Below are 16,796 nucleotides of genomic sequence, written 5' to 3'. Positions count from 1 at the left end.
CCCGCCGGCAAAGGTCCTAGCATCCCATTGCACCCTAGGAAGTGTTGTCTTCGGAGAAACCTTTTTCTTTGGCTTAGCCTGTATTATACCTAATGCCCGGGCTTCCTTAAGGGTGAGTCGTGTCATAACAAGCGCCCTCCAGGTTCCTCCGTCTTATTCTTTGGCGGTCTACCCCTGCGACGTGGTTTTCTTTGCATAACCGGGTCATTTAGTGCTGCCAGTGGCGAAGGCTTTGGTCCTTTCTGTGGCGGACCATATCGCGCAATAATCTCCTCCGGTGAGAGCTTATACTTAAGAACAGGGGAAAGTGTCTTTTCTTTTATTTCCTTTGGCCCTACAGCCATCCTTCGATTACCGCTATATCCGAACATTACTTCCCACCTCTCTTTCCCTGCATCTTCTTCCGCTGCTCTTCACATCCAGAGGCAGTATGTACCCTTAGCCCAATGCAGCTTTGGGGAAAGTAGAAGCATTCTTGACACTTAACATCAATGTTGGGGAGTTTGAATGGGTTGGTCATGTTTTTCTCCGCCCCTTTCTTGCACAGCATAAGAGTATCAATATCACCACGTAGGCCACGGTGAGAAATGCTAATTCCACTCAACACCCCTCCTCTTTCTTCATGGGCTCAACTCGATAAATCGGGTTTTCTCTGTAACACCCGGCCTGCAATTTACATATTTTACCTTATATGCCTATAAGGATGTGAAAATATGCTTTTCCCATTAACCATAATTGATGAACTAGAACGTAGTCTTCTAACCTTGTCAACTGAAGAAATGGAAGATTTGCTAGAGGAAACAGAAACGAATTTACTTATATGTACTGATATCGACGAAGCAATGATTATTAAGAAAATCCAGCTTATCCTCATAGAACAATTAAGGTATAGAAGGTTTTGCTAACTGCCCTCTCCGGGCAGTTTTTCACATCCAGGATTAACTCACAAATACATACTTCTCATCAATCGTTTTTTCTTCTCGTCATTAGCTGAGCCAGGGTTTAATATAGCTGGTGCCCTAACCTGCCTACTCTTCTGCCCTTTCGCCTGTTCATACTCCGCATCAACCCTTGCTACTCCAGCCATATTGATAACGCCTGCATCGCGCCAGTTATTCAGAATCGAAACAGCATACCTAGCAAAGGTCTTCCCCTGGGCCCTGGTTCTCCTTATTGCCTCACAAACAACTTCATCGCTCATGCCATCATCAACAAAAGACTTAAGTTTGTCCAAGTCCCCAGGAGAAATAAGCCTGCCAAACTCCTGCTCATAGGTGGTCACAAAATTTGGGCGCGGCTGATCATCATGATCTATTTGTTTAGTTTCGTTTAGTTTATATAATGTGGACATTTCTAGGGACACTTTAGGGACATTATTAGGGACACTCTTGACCGTTTCTAGGGGAATATTTCCCGTAATAATATCCTGAAAGGAAATTAACCTATACTTCCCTGCCTCTCTTTTACCCTGATTAACGTACTCAATACGGCCTTTTTGAATTAGCTTTAACCGCTTCCGGTCCAGAGTTTTTCTGTCTATCCCAAGCCTCGCCTGTAAGGTCATATTGGCTACTGCAAACCACTCTAGCCAACCGCATTTGTTATTTATGTCCATAAGGTGGAACCATAAAGCCTGTTCGGTTGTGTCTAATGGATTTGTTTCGAGCCAAGTATGAAAGGCTAGGATTTCCTTGAGATAGTTCATGTCTCAGTCTCCTTAGTGATGATTCAAAATAACTTTAAACTAATTAACTGGAATACTTTCCCGGGTTGATTTGTCAGTTGGATGACGTTAAAATAAAGATGTCATTCGAGTCATCAACCTCTAGGTGGGAAGTACTAATATTCTTAGTGCTTCCCATTTTTAATTTGTAAGCCTTTCCAGAAATTTAAAGGAATCTTACAAACGGAACCGAAGTAAGTTGTTAAGAGGTGATGAGAATGTCTAAACCGTACATAAGACTTATTTCATATTTTCTATATATGGTGTTAGTGTACTTCGTCCTAATTAAAGGTGATATTATAAGCAGAGAATTAAAACAGTACACCGCATCTACTTACAATCCTTACCCTGCATTCATCTTTAATATCATTTTCCATTTATTTGTTGGTTTAATGTTAGCAGCACCACGACTAATTTCATTATTTAAAAGACCTGGTTACTGGAAATACGACTGGATAAAGTTCTTTGCTGTTGGGATACCAGCTTTTTATGTTATAATCTCTCCGTTAATATATTTCTCTCCGGTCAGTTTATATCTACCTAGGTTTACATATCTGCTTTTTTACTCCTCCTTTATCCAGCCTCTTAGTGGACTTATCTTTGGTTATATATTGCTATCTTCCTTTGATAAGAGGGCTAACGACCGCATCAATATACCGTTATAACTCATTCCCATAAGCATCCCACCCAGGCCTACGCTCCCTAGCAAAAAGCTCTAGGTATGGCCCTTTGACCAACCTCTCCGCAATCAAATACTGCTCCACTGGTTTCCTGCTATGGACCCTGGATGCAGGGGCTATAATCGCCCCCGGTACCCCACGGTCCTTGACTAGCTTGGATGCAGCCTTACCCTTGGTACACACTAACAGTTCCTCGCTGCATGACCTTACTGTGTGACCACCGCCAATGTTATACACAAATCTCTGCTTCTTAGCATCCCACCGGGCCTTAACCCAGGGTATCGCCGTGCTGTACCGAAACCCCCACGCTTTAATGACTGGCCACGGGTGAGTCTCTTTTATTGCATGTATGCTCCACATTAGAAGTATTGCAGTATCCGCCGCCAGCCAGCGAACCCACTCGCCAAGCTCACATATTTCCTGCAGTGTCATGGTGTCGTATCTCACACCTGACTTGCGCTGCTTGCCATTGTAAGAGGGGCTAAGGCGGGTACCTTGGTCTTTGCATTGCCAGGGTGGGTCTGCTAAAATAAGTTGGTATTTATCCATTTCAATTACCTACATACGGTTAATTTATCGAGATCACAAACAGGACATTTACTTATAGCTCCACCTACGCCATCATATACAAAGTAACCACCCTGCATATTTACCTTAAACACAGCACTTTTAAGGCTCATATATCCAGTGTCATAAGCGCATTCATCACAGCAGATATCCCCTCTTATATCTCCTTGGGCTTCAATTTCTTCTTCCGTTATATTGTTTAAAACATCACTCAAGATAAACCCTCACTTCCCGCCGACCCCATTGCAGGGCCTCCGCCTCACTCGCCATATACAGATCAATTATGTTCCCTTTGATTAGGCCACCAGTATCCTCGGCCACTCGCCAGCCGATACCTTCGATATACACCTTGCTTCCAAGGGGTATCACCGATGGGTCTACAGCCAACGTCCTTCCAACCTCTGGCCATGTCCAGGTCTTGGTCTGATTGCCTGTATGGCAATATGCCGTCGCGACAAAGACTTGCATAGACTGCCCTTGGGACACTTCCCGCACCGGTGGCCGTGGCCCCTGTTCGATGTATATCGGTTGGCCCTGGGTGTAGGTGATGCAGCAAAGGATGATAACCAAGGCCAAGGTTAGTCTAATCATTTAGCCTCATAGGTAACACGACAATCCGAACACTGTTGTTATACATAACCATCGGTTCTAGCCTGCCGGTATATTTGACAGTGAAAGGTTTGTCCCCCATGCTAAGTAAAGCAATTTCAATATATTCCCTATTAAATGCTGTCTTTTCAGCCATATCCAAAGTAATAACTTCGCGATAATCATCCTTGGAGCGTTCCTGCATGTTAAACTGACTATAAAATCCCGTTCCTGTTAATACATTGAATTCATGCCCTGGTTTTTGGATAATGTCGCAAATTAGTTCTTTTAGTTTTGGATATTCTTGTTCCAATGTTGTCGTATTGGCCTCAAAATCGCTCCTAACATCCCATTTGATATACTTGCCCTGTAATTCTTTAGGTATCTCTAAACCGTTAATAATAATCCCTCTGTATGAATCCGTAGCCATAATTTCACTATCAGATAAATAAACATGTTTAAATAATGATCTTTGCTCATAATCAAGGCTACAGAACATGCTTGCCAAAATAATTGCATCGACAAAAGCATCTCCAGTAAACTTGTCTATATTAGAAGCTAATAATTTACTTTTTAGTAGTTTAATTCTTCGTTCAATTTTGCAGATTTCGTATTCAATATAGTCTTTATCAGATTCAAGATCTTCAATCTCGCTTTCGATAAATTCAAGTTTTGTTCCTAGAGGACCTAACTTTTGGGTTAACTCAATAATCTGCTGGTCAATATCTTTAAGGTTAATATTTTCCATCACGCCACCCCACCTTTCGGCATAATTCGCCGGACCCCGGTTATCCGATGCTCTATATGCAAAGCATTCGGCATATCTTTATTAACTAGCCATAGATTAGGGTCGAGCTTACGCCTTTGCATTAGCACCTTTTGGCGTCGGGTAGGGCGTTTACCGTGCTTCATACTGGCAACCTCCTAGACTGAAGCTCGACAATAAGCTTGTCCAGCTTCTGCTATATCTAACCACTCGCTTGCTTTCACGCCCGTACCTATCAATAAGCTTATTCAAATGAATTTTCCCAACCTCAATTTTGAGGACCAACATACTATCTGGCATGGTATCACCCCTTACATTCCCAAAACTTTCCGTACTCCGCCAACCTCAGGCCGCTTAACTGCCGACTCGGTTGGCCTGATGGTCTGCCACCTTGACTCGCACTTAGGACAAACAAAATTTGCAAATATCCCTTCCCTGCTCACTTCCTTGCCAGGAGTGCAGCACCTAAAGCATTTTACTAAAGGCTCAACATTTGACATGTTTTCACTTCCTTTGGTATTTCTATCCAGTGTGATAGGTTAATTTTTATCCCCGGCGGTTATGTAACCACCAGGGCTTGTTTGTTCTAAGCTACCTTTATCTCCACCCCATCATCCTGAGGCTCAAAGTAAATCCGCTGCTCGAACATGGCCTGGGCTTCCTCAATGTGAGTAATAACTAGGGTTTTACGGAACCTATCTGATACTGCCTTAATAGCCTCCAGCACTAGGCCCCTATGTTCTGCATCCTGGGAACCAAGTCCCTCGTCTATAGTAAGCCACTCAATCTTAGCTCCAGCCCTTCGTGCCAAAAGTTCTGCCAGTGCAAATCTGATAGCAAAATCAATCCGAAGTTGCTCACCACCGGAGAAAGTTTCATAGGGCCTTTCTCCTGCCCAGTCATTAACAATGATATCTAGGGTTTCCGATACGCCGGACTTTGATTTAAGCTCCTTTTGAGTCTCAAATCTAAGAGAATGCTCACCCTTACTCATTTGACCCAGGATTTCGTTAGCAATCCTCTCCAGTTCCGGTACCGCATTTTCGATAATAAGGGCAGGAATGCCGTCGCGACCAAAGGCCCTCACTAGCGTTTGCCATCGTGAAAGGGTTTTCGACTTCCAACCCATCTCAGAAGCTATCTTGCTTCGCTCTTTTTCGGCCAGTTCAAGGGATTCCATTTGAGCCTCAAGCTTACCTCTCAATGCCTGCTTCAGACCAAGTTCTGATCGTAGACTTGATAGTTGCTCCCGGTTTTCCTTTACTTGCTTTTCTGCCTCAAAACTACTGATGTCTCCGCTTAAAAGCTCTAACTGTTCCTGAGCTAGTATCCGAATCTTTTCCTCTTTTAAGGCAATCTCTTGATTAAGTGCGGTTATCCGTTCAGTTGCCGCCGCCTGCGCTGCCTTGGCCTCAGGAAGTTTATCTTTGTATTCCACCCATTGTTTAAGCTTTGGTAGCCTGGCCTCAAGCATTGCCAAGGGTGCAAGCGAATTTATCAGCTGCTTAATCCACTCTTGGACAGATGCCAATCTTTCTGCTATTTGTAATTTTGATTCATCAGCCTGGGCCTTTTGCTCTTTCAGGGTTTTAAGAGTCTCTGCCTTGGCCTCTAATTGTCCAGCCAAATCTGCCTTGGTTCTTAAATTATTAACATGGTCCTTAAGCTGACGGTGCTTGGCTGATTCGTATTCTAAACCATCCCTTTTACTAAGCAGGGCCTGCCACTCAGCAACGTATGGATTCTCATTCTGATTAAGTCGAGACAGTTCTTTCTCCGCCTCGGCAATCTCTTCTGCTGCCCTACGTGCCCCGGCCAGCAGGGGGCAGGTGTTAGCCATTTCCGTCCCTTTGCAGGTTACTTTGTCAAGGGTAGCTACCTGACCTTGCTTCGCTTCTATTGTGGACTTAAGTCTTACTAAGTCAGCCTCGGCACCCCGGCCCCAATTTACAGCTTTCCTTTCAGCCTCTAATGCCTGGGTGTTTAGCGACAACCACTTGTCGGCTAAGTCATCCATTACTTTTAATTCAGCCGAAGTCTCCTGGTACTCCATTGCCGCCTGCTGTATTGCCACTCTATCTGACAACAGGGTATCAAGCTCCTTAATTTGAGGGGATAGCTTCCTAATCTGCTCATCTGCCCTGCCAATTTCAGAGCTAATCCGGTTTTCCTCTGCCTTCCATTCCGCGAGCCTTGGTTGCTTTAGCTGAAGTGCCGCCACCTGTTCTTTAATCTGCTCATATTCTTTGGCTTTAGCTAAAATATCAGCCTCCCGTGCAAGGATATTGCTGGTGCGGTCAAAGACCTCTTGGTGCCGGGTTCTTTCTGTATTGCAGCCATCGATTTCGCCATCCAGGGCGCTAATTAGTTTTCTTAATTCTTCCGCCTTCTCGGCCCTTACTGTTAGGTTTCTGACCAGTTCCTCAGCGTCTTTCAGTGCTACTTCTTTAGCCTCTATATCATCTGTAATCTCAGTGATATTTTGATTTGCCAGTACAAGTTGGTCATTTATGCTAGACTTTGCTTGTAGCTGTTCTTCCAACTCTGTCAGCTTCCGTTTTAAAGCATCCAGCTCCGCGCCGGTTGCCCGTTCTTTCTCCCGGGCCTTCTCCAGTAACCTATCGTATATTCCAAGCCCAAGTATCTGCTGCAGGATTCCCTTCCGCTGCCCTGCGGGTTTTGATGTAAATTCATTGGCCTTGCCCTGCAGAATCATACTGCTGGCTGTGAAAATTTCATCATCTAAGCTCAATAGTTCTCGAATCTTTTCTTCCGTCTCGCGAATCGTGGTGCCACTCAGGCTTATCCAATCAGTACCTATAAACTTCTGCAACTCCAAGGTGGTTTTGCCCTTACCCTTGATGCTCCGGGTCCGGGTGGTTCGGTAGGTTTCTTCCCGGTGTTCAAACTCAAATGTGACAGCCATTTCCTGGGTGCCTTTTCGAACCATTTCATCAGCACTAACACCATTCTTGGTACCACCAAAGAGCGCAAACCTTGGAGCTGTAGTAAATGCTGTACTCTTTCCGGCCCCATTAACACCTATAATCGCGGCTAAGGTAACATTTCGAAGGTCAATATCTGAATAAGGTATTGCACCAAAGTTAGCCACCTGAATCCTTAACGGGATCATACCGCCACCTCCTCAAGTAGACCTGCAGCCATGCTTTGCAGTTCGATTACCTCCTCTTGGCTAATGCCTTGCTGCTCTGCCCATTTGGCTAGGGCTTCTATTGGACCAAGAGACTCGGTAACTTCCTGGTCCCGCGCCCTATCCTGGCGGTGAATGTCGGCCTTGATTTCTGACACAAAGAAGGCACCGGCATCATAAAGGGCTTTTTCAATGCGTTTTCGGTCAAGTTGTTTATTTAGCTCATCCGGGCAGCTGTAGTGCAATCGAATAATTTGCCCATCAAACCGTTCGTAGAAACTTGAAATAAATTCCGTATCTTTCATAAAGTTTCTAACCAAAAGTTCGTCCCAGGTAATAGTTCTAAATCTCCGAGCCGGTGTATCAATAAACTCAGAAATAAATACCTCCTCATCCCACTTATGAATCCAAAACCCAGAGTCAATTCCTTCGTCATTAAAGCTCAATCGCTCCGGACTTCCACAGTAAAATACATTTCCGTTCTGCTGTGGCCTGTGGATATGGCCTAGGGCTACCAGGTCAAAACTTTCTATAGCTTCCGGAGTGAGAACCGGTTCATGTTGCATCAATACATCTTCAAAACCCTTATCAGCCATATCATAGGTTAAGTGCCCCAGTAAAATGGCCGGGCTATTGCATGATTCCCACATCTGCCTGCAAGTTGCAGTGATTCTCTCAGTCATCATTGCATGGATTTCATGAGGCGCCATGCCCTTGAATTCCTCCTGGGTGACCACTCCCGATCGGTTCATGCCGGGCAGGCAGGCAATAGATACAAAGTCATGGTGGATAACCTCTGGTTCCGTGCATATTGTTACCCTGGGTAACTGCATTTCCTGAATTAGCCTGTATGCCGCGATGGCATCGTGTGAAGGGGTCCCGCTAATTACAATTACCTCAATACCTGCCGCCGTTAGTTTTCGCAGCCATGCAACAAACGCTGATATCTCAACACTTGCCCGGTCCAAAAACACCCTAGCATCCTTGAAAGCATCCCCGGCCACAAGTACCAGGTCACAGTCTTCATTGATTATCTGGTCAGCTACCCAGTCCATTGTCCGGCAGATATCTTGGAAACGAGCTTCAGGGGTGGGGCCTGGGTAGTTCAGGCCCCAGTGGATATCACCAACATGAGCAATCTTCATGGTTACCTACCTCCAAAATCGGAAAACAGTTCAGGTGGAATGTCGTCCCCACCAGGAGAGTCGATGCCACTGCCAAGTAAAGTGTTTATCTCATCCATAGTTGCACTTTGGAGCCACCCAATTAGGCTACTGGCTTCCTGCTTAGTAAGTTGATTTGTTTCTTTGCCAGTTTTATTAATTACCATTTCTTTAGCTTCATCCGTAGATAAGCCTCTGCCCTTTGCAGCACCGAAAATTGCACCGATCTGCTTTTCAGTTGCTCCCCCAGCTGGAGGACTGCCCCCTCGCTGCCTATTTCTAGTCTGTTGTTGCCCCTGTCTTTGGGACTGTTGCCCCTGTTGAGTATCGCCAACAGCTTCTCCCTCAATCCATGCATCCAGTTCATTTTCTGCCTGCGAGAACAGTCCGCTTAAGCCGGTCGCGGCCAGAGTTGCCCCAACATAGGCCCTCTTAATGGCCATTTTAAGCACCGTGTTCCATTGAGAGAAAAGGTCATCGTTTTCAATGCGGTAGTGCTTATATGGTCCATATTCGCCATTCTTTTCTTTATAGAAAAGCGTCTCTTTATCTAAGCCCCGGGGAATATCTTTTTCATAAACCCACCGGTACCGGTATTTTGACTCCCTGGTACTGGCGGATCCTTCGCCCTCACCTGCAACAACCTGGCTCCCTTTATGAACAAGTCTCACTTTGACGCTGACATCATAATGTCCAGTAACATAGTCTTTGTTTTCATCCTTCGAAACGATGGTCTTGGCAAATCCATAAAGGGCATTTAGCTTGTCAGCTCCTGGCTGAAGCAAAGAAGGTTTCTGGGTGCCTGGGATAATGCCATAGTCAGTATCCTTGTCCATAACCTTCTTGAAAAATTCCTGGGCCAACTTCATTTTGGCTTCTATTTCATCAAGGCGGGCCTGCATATCTCTAATGCTGCCGCCATCAAAACTTACCAGTGCACTGGTCGGCTGTTGTTGCACTACTGTAAGCTCTCCTGCCATCCCCTATCTACTCCTTCCCAACTACCTACTTCGCTACTTTCAGTCCATCACTGCCGATGCAATACATCCCAGCCGCCATCCAACATGGCTTATTAGGATTTCCCATTGCCCCACCGCCACTACATCCTGGAGTTGTCCAACATGGATACATCCCAAGCAGCATTTGCATCCCGGCAATATTCAGCCCCTTGCCCTGTATCATCATGCGAATAAACTTCAGTCGCTTAAGGTCCATGTTGCTGTACAGTCGCTGCTTATTTCTTCGATTTGGTATAACCAGGCCGTTCTTTTCCCATATACGCAGGGTCTCTGGATGAACTCTCACGGTTTCGGCCACAATGCCTATATTTAGGATTGGTGTATATTCGTTAATCATTTTTGCCCCCCATTCTCTCTGGGCTTTCCCATAACGGAGGGGATATTGCTCCGCTATGGGTCCCAGAGGTTTCCACCCTCCCACCGTCCGTACAGTGGGAAACTTTAGTTAAATAAATTGGATTAACTTCATGTACCACCCCGGCAGCATCACGAATAAATACAACTGGCCACCCAAGAAGAGTTTCGCCCTTTGCCACTACTTCACAGGGTCCCAACCGCTGCCAAGAATGCTCTACTATATCACCAGCTTTCATGCTGGTACCTTGACACTGACCTGACCAGTAAGAGCATCCATTAAAACGTGAACTTCCTGATAATGCCCTTGAAGTTTCTTCATCGTGTAGCTGTTCAGGTCTGCCGTGCAGTGACAACAATTCATGTCTTCGTAATCTACAAACGATTCGCCATTACAAACCGGGCAGATTACTTTCAAAATCTCAATAACCTTGAGTGGTTGGTCTTTCATTGACTAGTCCACCACCTTAGTGTTAGAATTTAATTAGCGAATTTTCATTGCACTCCAGCCTCAATGGCTACGGGTGCTCTTCTTTTTTCTATGCGATAGCCGTTTTGTAAGCACTTAGCATCATGCTCCCGGTATCTCTTCTCTAACTCCGGCAGGCCCCGCTGTTCTGCATATATAATCTTTGCCTCTAAAAGTAACTGCTCCACATCTATTAGTTCTAAGAAGCACTGGTCAAACTGTTCGTTTAACCCCCACTTACCAAGGTCCCGATTATTAAGCATCATCCTGCACATTTCCTTGATGGCCGTGACCATTTCGGAAATTTCTTCACTAGATTTAAAACACACGGCTGGCATTGAACGGTCTATCCGGTTTAACGGCCTGCAGTAGTACCTCCACCCAATTTCGTTATGAGAACCGAAGTGTTCAAATAACATCTGAGGTGCTTGGAAGAGTTTAGCCAACTTATTCACCACGCTGTCTGAAGGTACTGCTCCTTCATTCTCGTAGCGAAGATACTGCCTGTTAGATACTCCCGCTACTGCAGCTGCTGCATCGATTATTACCTCCTTGGGCCTGTAGGACTTATAATCCACTGGCACTTCTAATGACACCACCTTTCATGTACTGCTACCTATTGTGACCATGACTGTTATGTAAGGCCTGTCCATTTGCTGATAAACTGGAAGGAAGAAACCCCCGTCTTTCTATCCCCTGCCCTGACTACTCTGCAGGGTGGTCAGGGTCTATCCTCTCAAATAACCCATAGCGCAAACCGACATCCAGAGGATTAAAGCAAAACCTACCTTAATAATGTCTGCCCATTGCTTGTCCACTTTGCTCTCTTTTCGGAGAGCCTCACGAATGGCCTCATCACTCACTTTCATTGATTACCTCCTTTGGACTAAACTTGGTGCAGTAGTCAATGGCTTGGCCTTTGTAGTGAGCCACCCGACATGAACATATGTTAGGCAAAGCTTTATCCGTATGAGGTGCCAGGTTTTTCTTGCACTTGGTGTTGCTGCAGATTAATACATGACATTCCACTATCATTTCACCTCCCTACCCTGCTTGTTTATCTCCAGCCGCAGGCTTTGTTTCTTCTTGGTCGGGTTCACTTGGTTTGGGTCGGCTTTCTAAGACTGCTCTTAGGGCCTTGACCATGCGGGACATGTCTGGTTCATAGATTTGTTGAAACTCTACGCCTTTCGGCGGCCTTTTGGTGCCTGCGGGTTTCATTTGGTTGCCTCCTTTCTTCGGATTATTCAGTTCCTGTCAACCCGTAAACTGCAGTTGATGGTGTTGGCAAAAAAATATAGTCCCGGAAATTAAGATTCTCCTTTTCGCAGTATGCATAAAACCCTCCTAGTAGCTTTGCTCCCGCTTTACTTCTGTCGTTATTTATGAACCTATGAAGCTGAGGAACTTCAACTTCTAAGGCATGGGCACATTTTGTGTAATTACCTTCAAATCGCTTTTCAAGAATATCCTTACGAAATTTACTTTTAATTATCTCCAATAATCTCACCCCTCACCATCAACTACAGTTTATATAAACTGTAGTTTAAATATGCCAGTATCATAAACTACAGTCAACACTTTTTTATAAACTACAGTTAAAATCTTGTTGTTTTTGCATTGCCTGGAGTTAATGCCAAAAAGTATACTTACTTTGAAAGGAGGGTATAAATTGGTTTCTACATATTCATTTGATAAAGATAAGTTTGCCAACTTACTCTCAAAAGCTATCGGAGATAGGTCAATTAATCAATACGCCCTCCACTCTGGTGTTAGCGCAACTTATATATCAAAGTTATTACGGGGGTTAGTGGAAAACCCGCCTATGCCGCCCACGATTCAAAAATTAGCGGAAAAATCATACGGAATTACATATGAGGAACTAATGGAAGCTGCCGGTCATGTTTCTGAACCAAGCAAAATAGATTTGGTAGATGCTCTTGAAGATAAAGAAACACAATTACTAGCTGCAGGGCAACCCATTACCATGGCTCAACGCCTGGGTATTGCACGCATATTGGACAACCCCTCCGCCGTTCAGTTTACAAAGATACCAATCCTCGGCCAAATCAAAATGGGTGTCCCCATTTTAGCGCAGGACAACTGGGAAGGTGAATTAGAAATACCACCGGACATCCGGGCAGACTTTGCACTGGAGGCCCGCGGTGATTCTATGATCGGTGTTGGGCTGCTAGATGGTGACTATGCGATTTGTCGGGAGGCTAGTACTGCTAGTTCTGGGGATATTGTGGTGGGACTCCGTGAAGATGGCGGTTATTCCGAGGCTACACTGAAGTTTTACTTTAATGGGAAAGAAGCATCGGTACTAAGGGCGGCTAATCCTAGTGTTCCGGATATACCTATGGATGGTGATTGGCGCATTGGTGGGGTGTTGGTTGGGATATTAAGGAAGGACTCTCCCACTTACAGGGTTTATAATAGTTACCTTGCAGCGAGAGATGTTAGTGAGGATAAATGGGTACCAGTATTTGAGAAGGCTAGTCAATTGGGGATTAAGCCGGAGCAGGTTATGAATATGATTGAGACGATGTATCAGGTGATGAAAGGTGGAAATTGAAAACACCCTTGAGGGTGTTTTTATTGCGCTGGTGTTGTTTTTTTAATGTTAATGCTATTCGCATGCATATCATCTATCCATTTCGAATCATTAATTTAACACTAGCAAATGTTTTTGAGCCGGATGTATCCTTTAACATTGATATCAGTGAAGAAACATCTTTACAAAGATCGTAATATTTATACTTATTATTTATATAATCATTGATATCTGTATCCTTAATCTTACCTACCAAAGCAGTTAAAACGCTGTTAGCAGGGGCTATCCAATTATTGATAATTTCTTCTATCGGTTTAACTGCATAATCTTTTGAAATTGCCACATGGTTTTTATCTACAGAAGAATCAATAATTGATTCTAAGCAATCAGCTATGATAGATATAAAAAACATTTTAAATTTTAAATTTCTAAACAACTCTAATTTTTTCTTGTCGTTTTCTGTTGGATTTTGCTTTATGATAGGAGTTTGTTTAACATTATATTTAATTTCATCAACTGCTTTTGATAAAGTATAAGTTAATAATAAATGTCTGGCCTTTTTATTTTCAAAAACAGCTTTATACAGATATTTATTAATAAAGATATTATTTTTACCTCGATTAGCCTCTGCATAGTTTCCTTCAAAGGCTAAAGTTGGTTGAGCAACCGTAACGATACCTAAACCAGATTTATAATCATCATCAAAGCCCCTTTTAAGGGAATATGGTTTACAATAGAAATCAAATTTTTTCTTTAAACTTACTTGAATAGTATCATTACTATAAACATCCCAAGAGGTTATTGCATTTTGAGTATTATTCGTTTTTATAATTTTAGGTATTAAGCCAACGTCCGAACATTTAATTACTCTGCACAATATTTTGATTTTTTTCAAATTATCTAGTTTATTATCATCTACAGAGCCAATGGATCCGGTAGTCTGAGCACCGTTAATAATAGATGCGCCAATAATAGTAGTTTTTTCCTCATTTTGATTATCTATATCTAACGTTAAAATAGTAATTCCATTATTATAAGCCCAAAAATTATTAGGTTCAGCCTCAGCGCTTTGACGTATTTCGTTATTAATCTTTTTTCTCTTTCCGCTACCTAAAAATCCTCGATAATTAGCAGAAAATAAATCCTCACCGTATCTTTTATAAAGATTATATAGCCAATCTCCTGAAACGGAAAAAAGATATGCATTCCAACCATCAGATGTTTCTCTAAAAACTGGTTTTGAATCAAATTCAATTTTATCTTTTATCACAATCTGAGATTTTTTAGACCTATAGAGAGCTTCAATTGATGAAATACCTAATTCTTTACCTATTATATCTATGCCTTTATTTTCAAACAATGCAGATAAATGTGCCGCAACTGTTAATAATTCTTTTTTACAATTATCTGACTCCGGCAAGTTATGGACATATAAAATCTCTATAGAATCAATATCATCGTTATCAATTGCTTCACGACAGGTTTTAATAATATCACGTAAATTATTAGGTATGTCTGCCAAATTGCCCGATATTAACCATGCAGCAGCTGTATTTAAATCTGAAGCTTTATTGGCAGGGGCTTCATCTTTATTATTTGATTGTGAATAATATCCCTGTGCTAATATTATTTTCCCATTACTTATATCAAGATCAATAAAATCAATCTTTTTATCATTACTTCCATCTGTTAATCCATCCGTAGCTAACTCGATAATATCATTTCGTTCAAGATAAAGGGCCATAACCCAACAAAGATATGCACCATCCTCCTTAAATTTTTCTATTAGAGAAGTTGACTCTTTAAATTTTTCTATGAACTGCATAAATTGCCCCCTATCAAATATTTAGTTTTAATGCATTTTTATAAAAATTAGACTTAAGATGCAGATGAACGAAAACGAATTAATATTTTTGGATAGGTATAAGAGTAAAACTATTTTTGTTCCGAGACCTAGCTATGCTATATATGGTTAATACCAGCATTTTATCAGTCTTACTTCGATAAAGTCTGAGAACTATGTCGAAAGAAATAAAAATACACTGAAATTTTTCCAGTGTATCTCGAAATTTAGGTAACGGGTAGTTTATCTATGGAGGCCTCCTAATCTGAGAGCTGCTAATCCTAATGTTCCGAGTGCTGAGTAGCACATTGATGGTGTGTTGGTTGGCATCTTGCGGACGGATTCACCTGGTTAAAGGGTGTATAATAGCTATTTGACAGCCAGGATATTAACGGAGATAAATGGGACCCAGTTTTTGAGAATGATAGTCAGTTGGGTATTAAACCGTAGCAGGTTAAAGCATTGTTGAGGGAGTGTAAATAATTCTGTGGAAAGGGTTTTTTTCTTGACGCATTTTGAGCATTTATGAAGACAATGGGGCACTCCCTAACTATATGTCTTTAGAATAAATACATATCATTCTCTTTACTAATCCCATATACTTAGTTGTTTTAATGTATCAACTTTATAATTTTTTGTGTTTCCGTATACATTTTCTAAAAAAGTATTCTTATCAAGTAATGCCTTATCAAGCAAGTTTAATTTTCTTAAAGAAACATATACCGCAGCTGCCCTAGCTTGACAATTTATTGATTTATCCGGATTGAAAACAATATCTGTAAATGCATCAAATTCCATAAGTTTATTAGTTAAATCAGGATATAAACGAAGAGTGTTAATATATAGCCAATTATAAAAATAAGTTATTGGTATTAGATCAAAAATTCTGTCACCAAAATTAAAATATTTTAGCTTTCCACTAGACTTTAATTTCGGGTATTTTTTTGCCTCTCTTGATGTCATATCTAAGAGTTCTCTATAGGGTCCACCATTTTCAAAAACTTTGCTTGCCTGAAAAGCTGATTCAACTGAAAATCGTTTACCATTTTTATTCTCTATCATTAAATTAAAGGCGCTAAGTTTAACACCTAACTCTTCCTGTGATTTGCTTGATATCTCTAAAATCTTTTGATTAGGATTATCTTTTAAATAAGCCTGGTGTAAACTTTCTATAGACTTCCGTTTTTGTACTTCTGCAAAACCGCTATAATACTTAAATTCTATAATCTTTTCTACATAGTATGGTGGGGTGTCTGATATTGTAAATACTGGTCTATTAGCCAATTCATCAACTCCTATGTTTAATTTTTCTTCCAGTATGACCAATCTTCTCTATATCTAAATGGCCTACTACTAACACTAACCTCAACAAATTCGGGTATAATGCTTTGGTGCTTTTTCTTTAAACTTTCATTTTGAAAAAATACTTTCAAAATATATGTTGTCGGAATACTATCAAACACTAATACCTCCGCCTGTGGATTAGTTGGGTACCAGTCACCAATACCTAATTCTTTTCTTGTAGGCCCATTAGGTAATTCCTCGAAAAGTTTTAATAATGCTTTTTCCCCTTTTCGTTCTTCTATTGGGGTTTCATACATTTCTGCGCTTCCTGCATTAGTAGAACAAAAGCCACAATCGAAATCCAAAATTATTTTTGAATTTAGCATCAGCACAGCCCAGTCAACATCTGGATTGTCCCGTCTCAATGTATAAAACATTTTATAGTTTGGAAATTCAATTGTGGTACAAACAGCATTTTCACAATTATCGGTTTAACCCCCTATTGTTAGAGCCATCTCCCATAATCTCATTTTTTCATTGAATTTCATAACAGCCAGAAAAGGCTAAGTTATACAATGATGGTCCGGCGGCCTTGACAGCCCTAAGGGCTGCGGAATGATTTAACTACCGAC

At 42.0% G+C, this 16,796-nt stretch carries 23 protein-coding genes; 1 reads left to right on the top strand and 22 read right to left on the bottom strand.

All coding sequences use genetic code 11. The features are described 5' to 3' along the window. Positions 1-122: 122 nt before the first annotated feature. From P6N53_RS18075 to P6N53_RS17985, 19 genes are all read right to left on the bottom strand, one after another. Positions 123-371, bottom strand: coding sequence for a hypothetical protein (locus P6N53_RS18075; protein ID WP_304545708.1), 249 nt, complete (start codon positions 369-371; stop codon positions 123-125). Next, positions 371-604, bottom strand: coding sequence for a hypothetical protein (locus tag P6N53_RS18070; RefSeq protein ID WP_304545707.1), 234 nt, complete (start codon positions 602-604; stop codon positions 371-373). Before P6N53_RS18070 ends, P6N53_RS18075 begins: the two co-directional genes overlap by 1 nt. A 339-nt stretch (positions 605-943) precedes the next feature. Then, complete coding sequence (locus tag P6N53_RS18065; RefSeq protein ID WP_304545705.1) at positions 944-1,705, bottom strand: DnaD domain-containing protein; 762 nt, start codon at positions 1,703-1,705, stop codon at positions 944-946. A 677-nt stretch (positions 1,706-2,382) separates the two neighbouring features. Continuing rightward, entirely contained in the window at positions 2,383-2,952 is a 570-nt protein-coding gene (locus tag P6N53_RS18060; RefSeq protein WP_304545703.1) for an MT-A70 family methyltransferase, read from the bottom strand. A 5-nt stretch (positions 2,953-2,957) separates the two neighbouring features. Next, complete coding sequence (locus P6N53_RS18055; RefSeq protein WP_304545701.1) at positions 2,958-3,185, bottom strand: hypothetical protein; 228 nt, start codon at positions 3,183-3,185, stop codon at positions 2,958-2,960. Then, positions 3,178-3,561 carry a 3D domain-containing protein gene (locus tag P6N53_RS18050; protein WP_304545699.1) on the bottom strand — a complete coding sequence of 128 codons (384 nt, stop codon included), beginning with the start codon at positions 3,559-3,561 and terminating at the stop codon, positions 3,178-3,180. Before P6N53_RS18050 ends, P6N53_RS18055 begins: the two co-directional genes overlap by 8 nt. After that, on the bottom strand, positions 3,554-4,309 hold the full coding sequence (locus tag P6N53_RS18045; RefSeq protein ID WP_304545697.1) for an FtsB/FtsL family cell division protein: 756 nt from the start codon (positions 4,307-4,309) through the stop codon (positions 3,554-3,556). Before P6N53_RS18045 ends, P6N53_RS18050 begins: the two co-directional genes overlap by 8 nt. Continuing rightward, positions 4,306-4,470 carry a DUF6906 family protein gene (locus tag P6N53_RS18040; RefSeq protein ID WP_304545695.1) on the bottom strand — a complete coding sequence of 55 codons (165 nt, stop codon included), beginning with the start codon at positions 4,468-4,470 and terminating at the stop codon, positions 4,306-4,308. The genes P6N53_RS18045 and P6N53_RS18040 overlap by 4 nt, the downstream gene beginning before the upstream one ends. 165 nt (positions 4,471-4,635) lie before the next feature. Further along, a complete protein-coding gene (locus tag P6N53_RS18035) occupies positions 4,636-4,824 on the bottom strand; it encodes a hypothetical protein (RefSeq protein WP_304545693.1) in 189 nt (62 codons plus the stop codon). 86 nt (positions 4,825-4,910) lie between these two features. Then, entirely contained in the window at positions 4,911-7,457 is a 2,547-nt protein-coding gene (locus P6N53_RS18030; protein WP_304545691.1) for an AAA family ATPase, read from the bottom strand. Continuing rightward, a complete protein-coding gene (locus P6N53_RS18025) occupies positions 7,454-8,620 on the bottom strand; it encodes a metallophosphoesterase family protein (RefSeq protein ID WP_304545689.1) in 1,167 nt (388 codons plus the stop codon). Before P6N53_RS18025 ends, P6N53_RS18030 begins: the two co-directional genes overlap by 4 nt. A 2-nt stretch (positions 8,621-8,622) precedes the next feature. Continuing rightward, positions 8,623-9,618 carry a hypothetical protein gene (locus P6N53_RS18020; RefSeq protein ID WP_304545687.1) on the bottom strand — a complete coding sequence of 332 codons (996 nt, stop codon included), beginning with the start codon at positions 9,616-9,618 and terminating at the stop codon, positions 8,623-8,625. Between the two features lie 25 nt (positions 9,619-9,643). After that, complete coding sequence (locus tag P6N53_RS18015) at positions 9,644-9,994, bottom strand: MerR family transcriptional regulator (protein ID WP_304545685.1); 351 nt, start codon at positions 9,992-9,994, stop codon at positions 9,644-9,646. Beyond that, positions 9,987-10,367 (bottom strand): hypothetical protein, encoded by a 381-nt coding sequence (locus P6N53_RS18010; protein ID WP_304545683.1) that lies wholly within the window; start codon positions 10,365-10,367, stop codon positions 9,987-9,989. The genes P6N53_RS18015 and P6N53_RS18010 overlap by 8 nt, the downstream gene beginning before the upstream one ends. A 139-nt stretch (positions 10,368-10,506) precedes the next feature. Next, positions 10,507-11,064 carry a hypothetical protein gene (locus P6N53_RS18005; RefSeq protein WP_304545681.1) on the bottom strand — a complete coding sequence of 186 codons (558 nt, stop codon included), beginning with the start codon at positions 11,062-11,064 and terminating at the stop codon, positions 10,507-10,509. A 144-nt stretch (positions 11,065-11,208) separates the two neighbouring features. Continuing rightward, on the bottom strand, positions 11,209-11,349 hold the full coding sequence (locus P6N53_RS18000; RefSeq protein ID WP_304545679.1) for a hypothetical protein: 141 nt from the start codon (positions 11,347-11,349) through the stop codon (positions 11,209-11,211). Then, positions 11,336-11,515: a hypothetical protein gene (locus tag P6N53_RS17995; RefSeq protein WP_304545677.1), complete on the bottom strand. Its 180-nt coding sequence runs from the start codon at positions 11,513-11,515 to the stop codon at positions 11,336-11,338. The genes P6N53_RS18000 and P6N53_RS17995 overlap by 14 nt, the downstream gene beginning before the upstream one ends. 9 nt (positions 11,516-11,524) lie before the next feature. Beyond that, positions 11,525-11,701, bottom strand: a complete 177-nt coding sequence (locus P6N53_RS17990; RefSeq protein WP_304545676.1) for a hypothetical protein — start codon at positions 11,699-11,701, stop codon at positions 11,525-11,527. 22 nt (positions 11,702-11,723) lie between these two features. Continuing rightward, complete coding sequence (locus P6N53_RS17985) at positions 11,724-11,981, bottom strand: hypothetical protein (RefSeq protein ID WP_304545673.1); 258 nt, start codon at positions 11,979-11,981, stop codon at positions 11,724-11,726. Positions 11,982-12,152: 171 nt separating this feature from the next. Here P6N53_RS17985 and P6N53_RS17980 point away from each other — a divergent pair, with 171 nt between their 5' ends. Then, complete coding sequence (locus tag P6N53_RS17980; protein WP_304545671.1) at positions 12,153-13,058, top strand: helix-turn-helix domain-containing protein; 906 nt, start codon at positions 12,153-12,155, stop codon at positions 13,056-13,058. 73 nt (positions 13,059-13,131) lie between these two features. Here P6N53_RS17980 and P6N53_RS17975 read toward each other — a convergent pair whose 3' ends face one another. The 3 genes from P6N53_RS17975 to P6N53_RS17965 form a co-directional block, all read right to left on the bottom strand. After that, entirely contained in the window at positions 13,132-14,862 is a 1,731-nt protein-coding gene (locus P6N53_RS17975) for an AIPR family protein (protein ID WP_304545669.1), read from the bottom strand. Positions 14,863-15,468: 606 nt separating this feature from the next. Further along, the gene (locus P6N53_RS17970) at positions 15,469-16,164 is read right to left on the bottom strand and encodes a DarT1-associated NADAR antitoxin family protein (RefSeq protein WP_304545667.1); all 696 of its coding nucleotides are present in this window, start codon (positions 16,162-16,164) and stop codon (positions 15,469-15,471) included. A gap of 17 nt (positions 16,165-16,181) precedes the next feature. Continuing rightward, positions 16,182-16,601, bottom strand: coding sequence for a DarT ssDNA thymidine ADP-ribosyltransferase family protein (locus tag P6N53_RS17965; RefSeq protein WP_304545665.1), 420 nt, complete (start codon positions 16,599-16,601; stop codon positions 16,182-16,184). Positions 16,602-16,796 lie beyond the last annotated feature (195 nt).

The organism is Desulforamulus aquiferis (genome assembly GCF_030577015.1).
Taxonomy (GTDB): domain Bacteria; phylum Bacillota; class Desulfotomaculia; order Desulfotomaculales; family Desulfotomaculaceae; genus Desulfotomaculum; species Desulfotomaculum aquiferis.
The sequence above is the reverse complement of the archived record's forward strand: the minus strand, read 5'-3'. Positions and strand labels throughout refer to the sequence as shown.

What these genes read in the sequence shown, in the direction of transcription:
- P6N53_RS17995 (WP_304545677.1), bottom strand. Translation starts at nt 11,515, where the DNA reads ATGATAGTGGAATGTCATGTATTAATCTGCAGCAACACCAAGTGCAAG.
- P6N53_RS18015 (WP_304545685.1), bottom strand. Translation starts at nt 9,994, where the DNA reads ATGATTAACGAATATACACCAATCCTAAATATAGGCATTGTGGCCGAA.
- P6N53_RS18000 (WP_304545679.1), bottom strand. Translation starts at nt 11,349, where the DNA reads ATGAAAGTGAGTGATGAGGCCATTCGTGAGGCTCTCCGAAAAGAGAGC.
- P6N53_RS17975 (WP_304545669.1), bottom strand. Translation starts at nt 14,862, where the DNA reads ATGCAGTTCATAGAAAAATTTAAAGAGTCAACTTCTCTAATAGAAAAA.
- P6N53_RS18035 (WP_304545693.1), bottom strand. Translation starts at nt 4,824, where the DNA reads ATGTCAAATGTTGAGCCTTTAGTAAAATGCTTTAGGTGCTGCACTCCT.
- P6N53_RS18040 (WP_304545695.1), bottom strand. Translation starts at nt 4,470, where the DNA reads ATGAAGCACGGTAAACGCCCTACCCGACGCCAAAAGGTGCTAATGCAA.
- P6N53_RS18060 (WP_304545703.1), bottom strand. Translation starts at nt 2,952, where the DNA reads ATGGATAAATACCAACTTATTTTAGCAGACCCACCCTGGCAATGCAAA.
- P6N53_RS18050 (WP_304545699.1), bottom strand. Translation starts at nt 3,561, where the DNA reads ATGATTAGACTAACCTTGGCCTTGGTTATCATCCTTTGCTGCATCACC.
- P6N53_RS17990 (WP_304545676.1), bottom strand. Translation starts at nt 11,701, where the DNA reads ATGAAACCCGCAGGCACCAAAAGGCCGCCGAAAGGCGTAGAGTTTCAA.
- P6N53_RS18065 (WP_304545705.1), bottom strand. Translation starts at nt 1,705, where the DNA reads ATGAACTATCTCAAGGAAATCCTAGCCTTTCATACTTGGCTCGAAACA.
- P6N53_RS18030 (WP_304545691.1), bottom strand. Translation starts at nt 7,457, where the DNA reads ATGATCCCGTTAAGGATTCAGGTGGCTAACTTTGGTGCAATACCTTAT.
- P6N53_RS18075 (WP_304545708.1), bottom strand. Translation starts at nt 371, where the DNA reads ATGTTCGGATATAGCGGTAATCGAAGGATGGCTGTAGGGCCAAAGGAA.
- P6N53_RS17965 (WP_304545665.1), bottom strand. Translation starts at nt 16,601, where the DNA reads ATGTTTTATACATTGAGACGGGACAATCCAGATGTTGACTGGGCTGTG.
- P6N53_RS18020 (WP_304545687.1), bottom strand. Translation starts at nt 9,618, where the DNA reads ATGGCAGGAGAGCTTACAGTAGTGCAACAACAGCCGACCAGTGCACTG.
- P6N53_RS18025 (WP_304545689.1), bottom strand. Translation starts at nt 8,620, where the DNA reads ATGAAGATTGCTCATGTTGGTGATATCCACTGGGGCCTGAACTACCCA.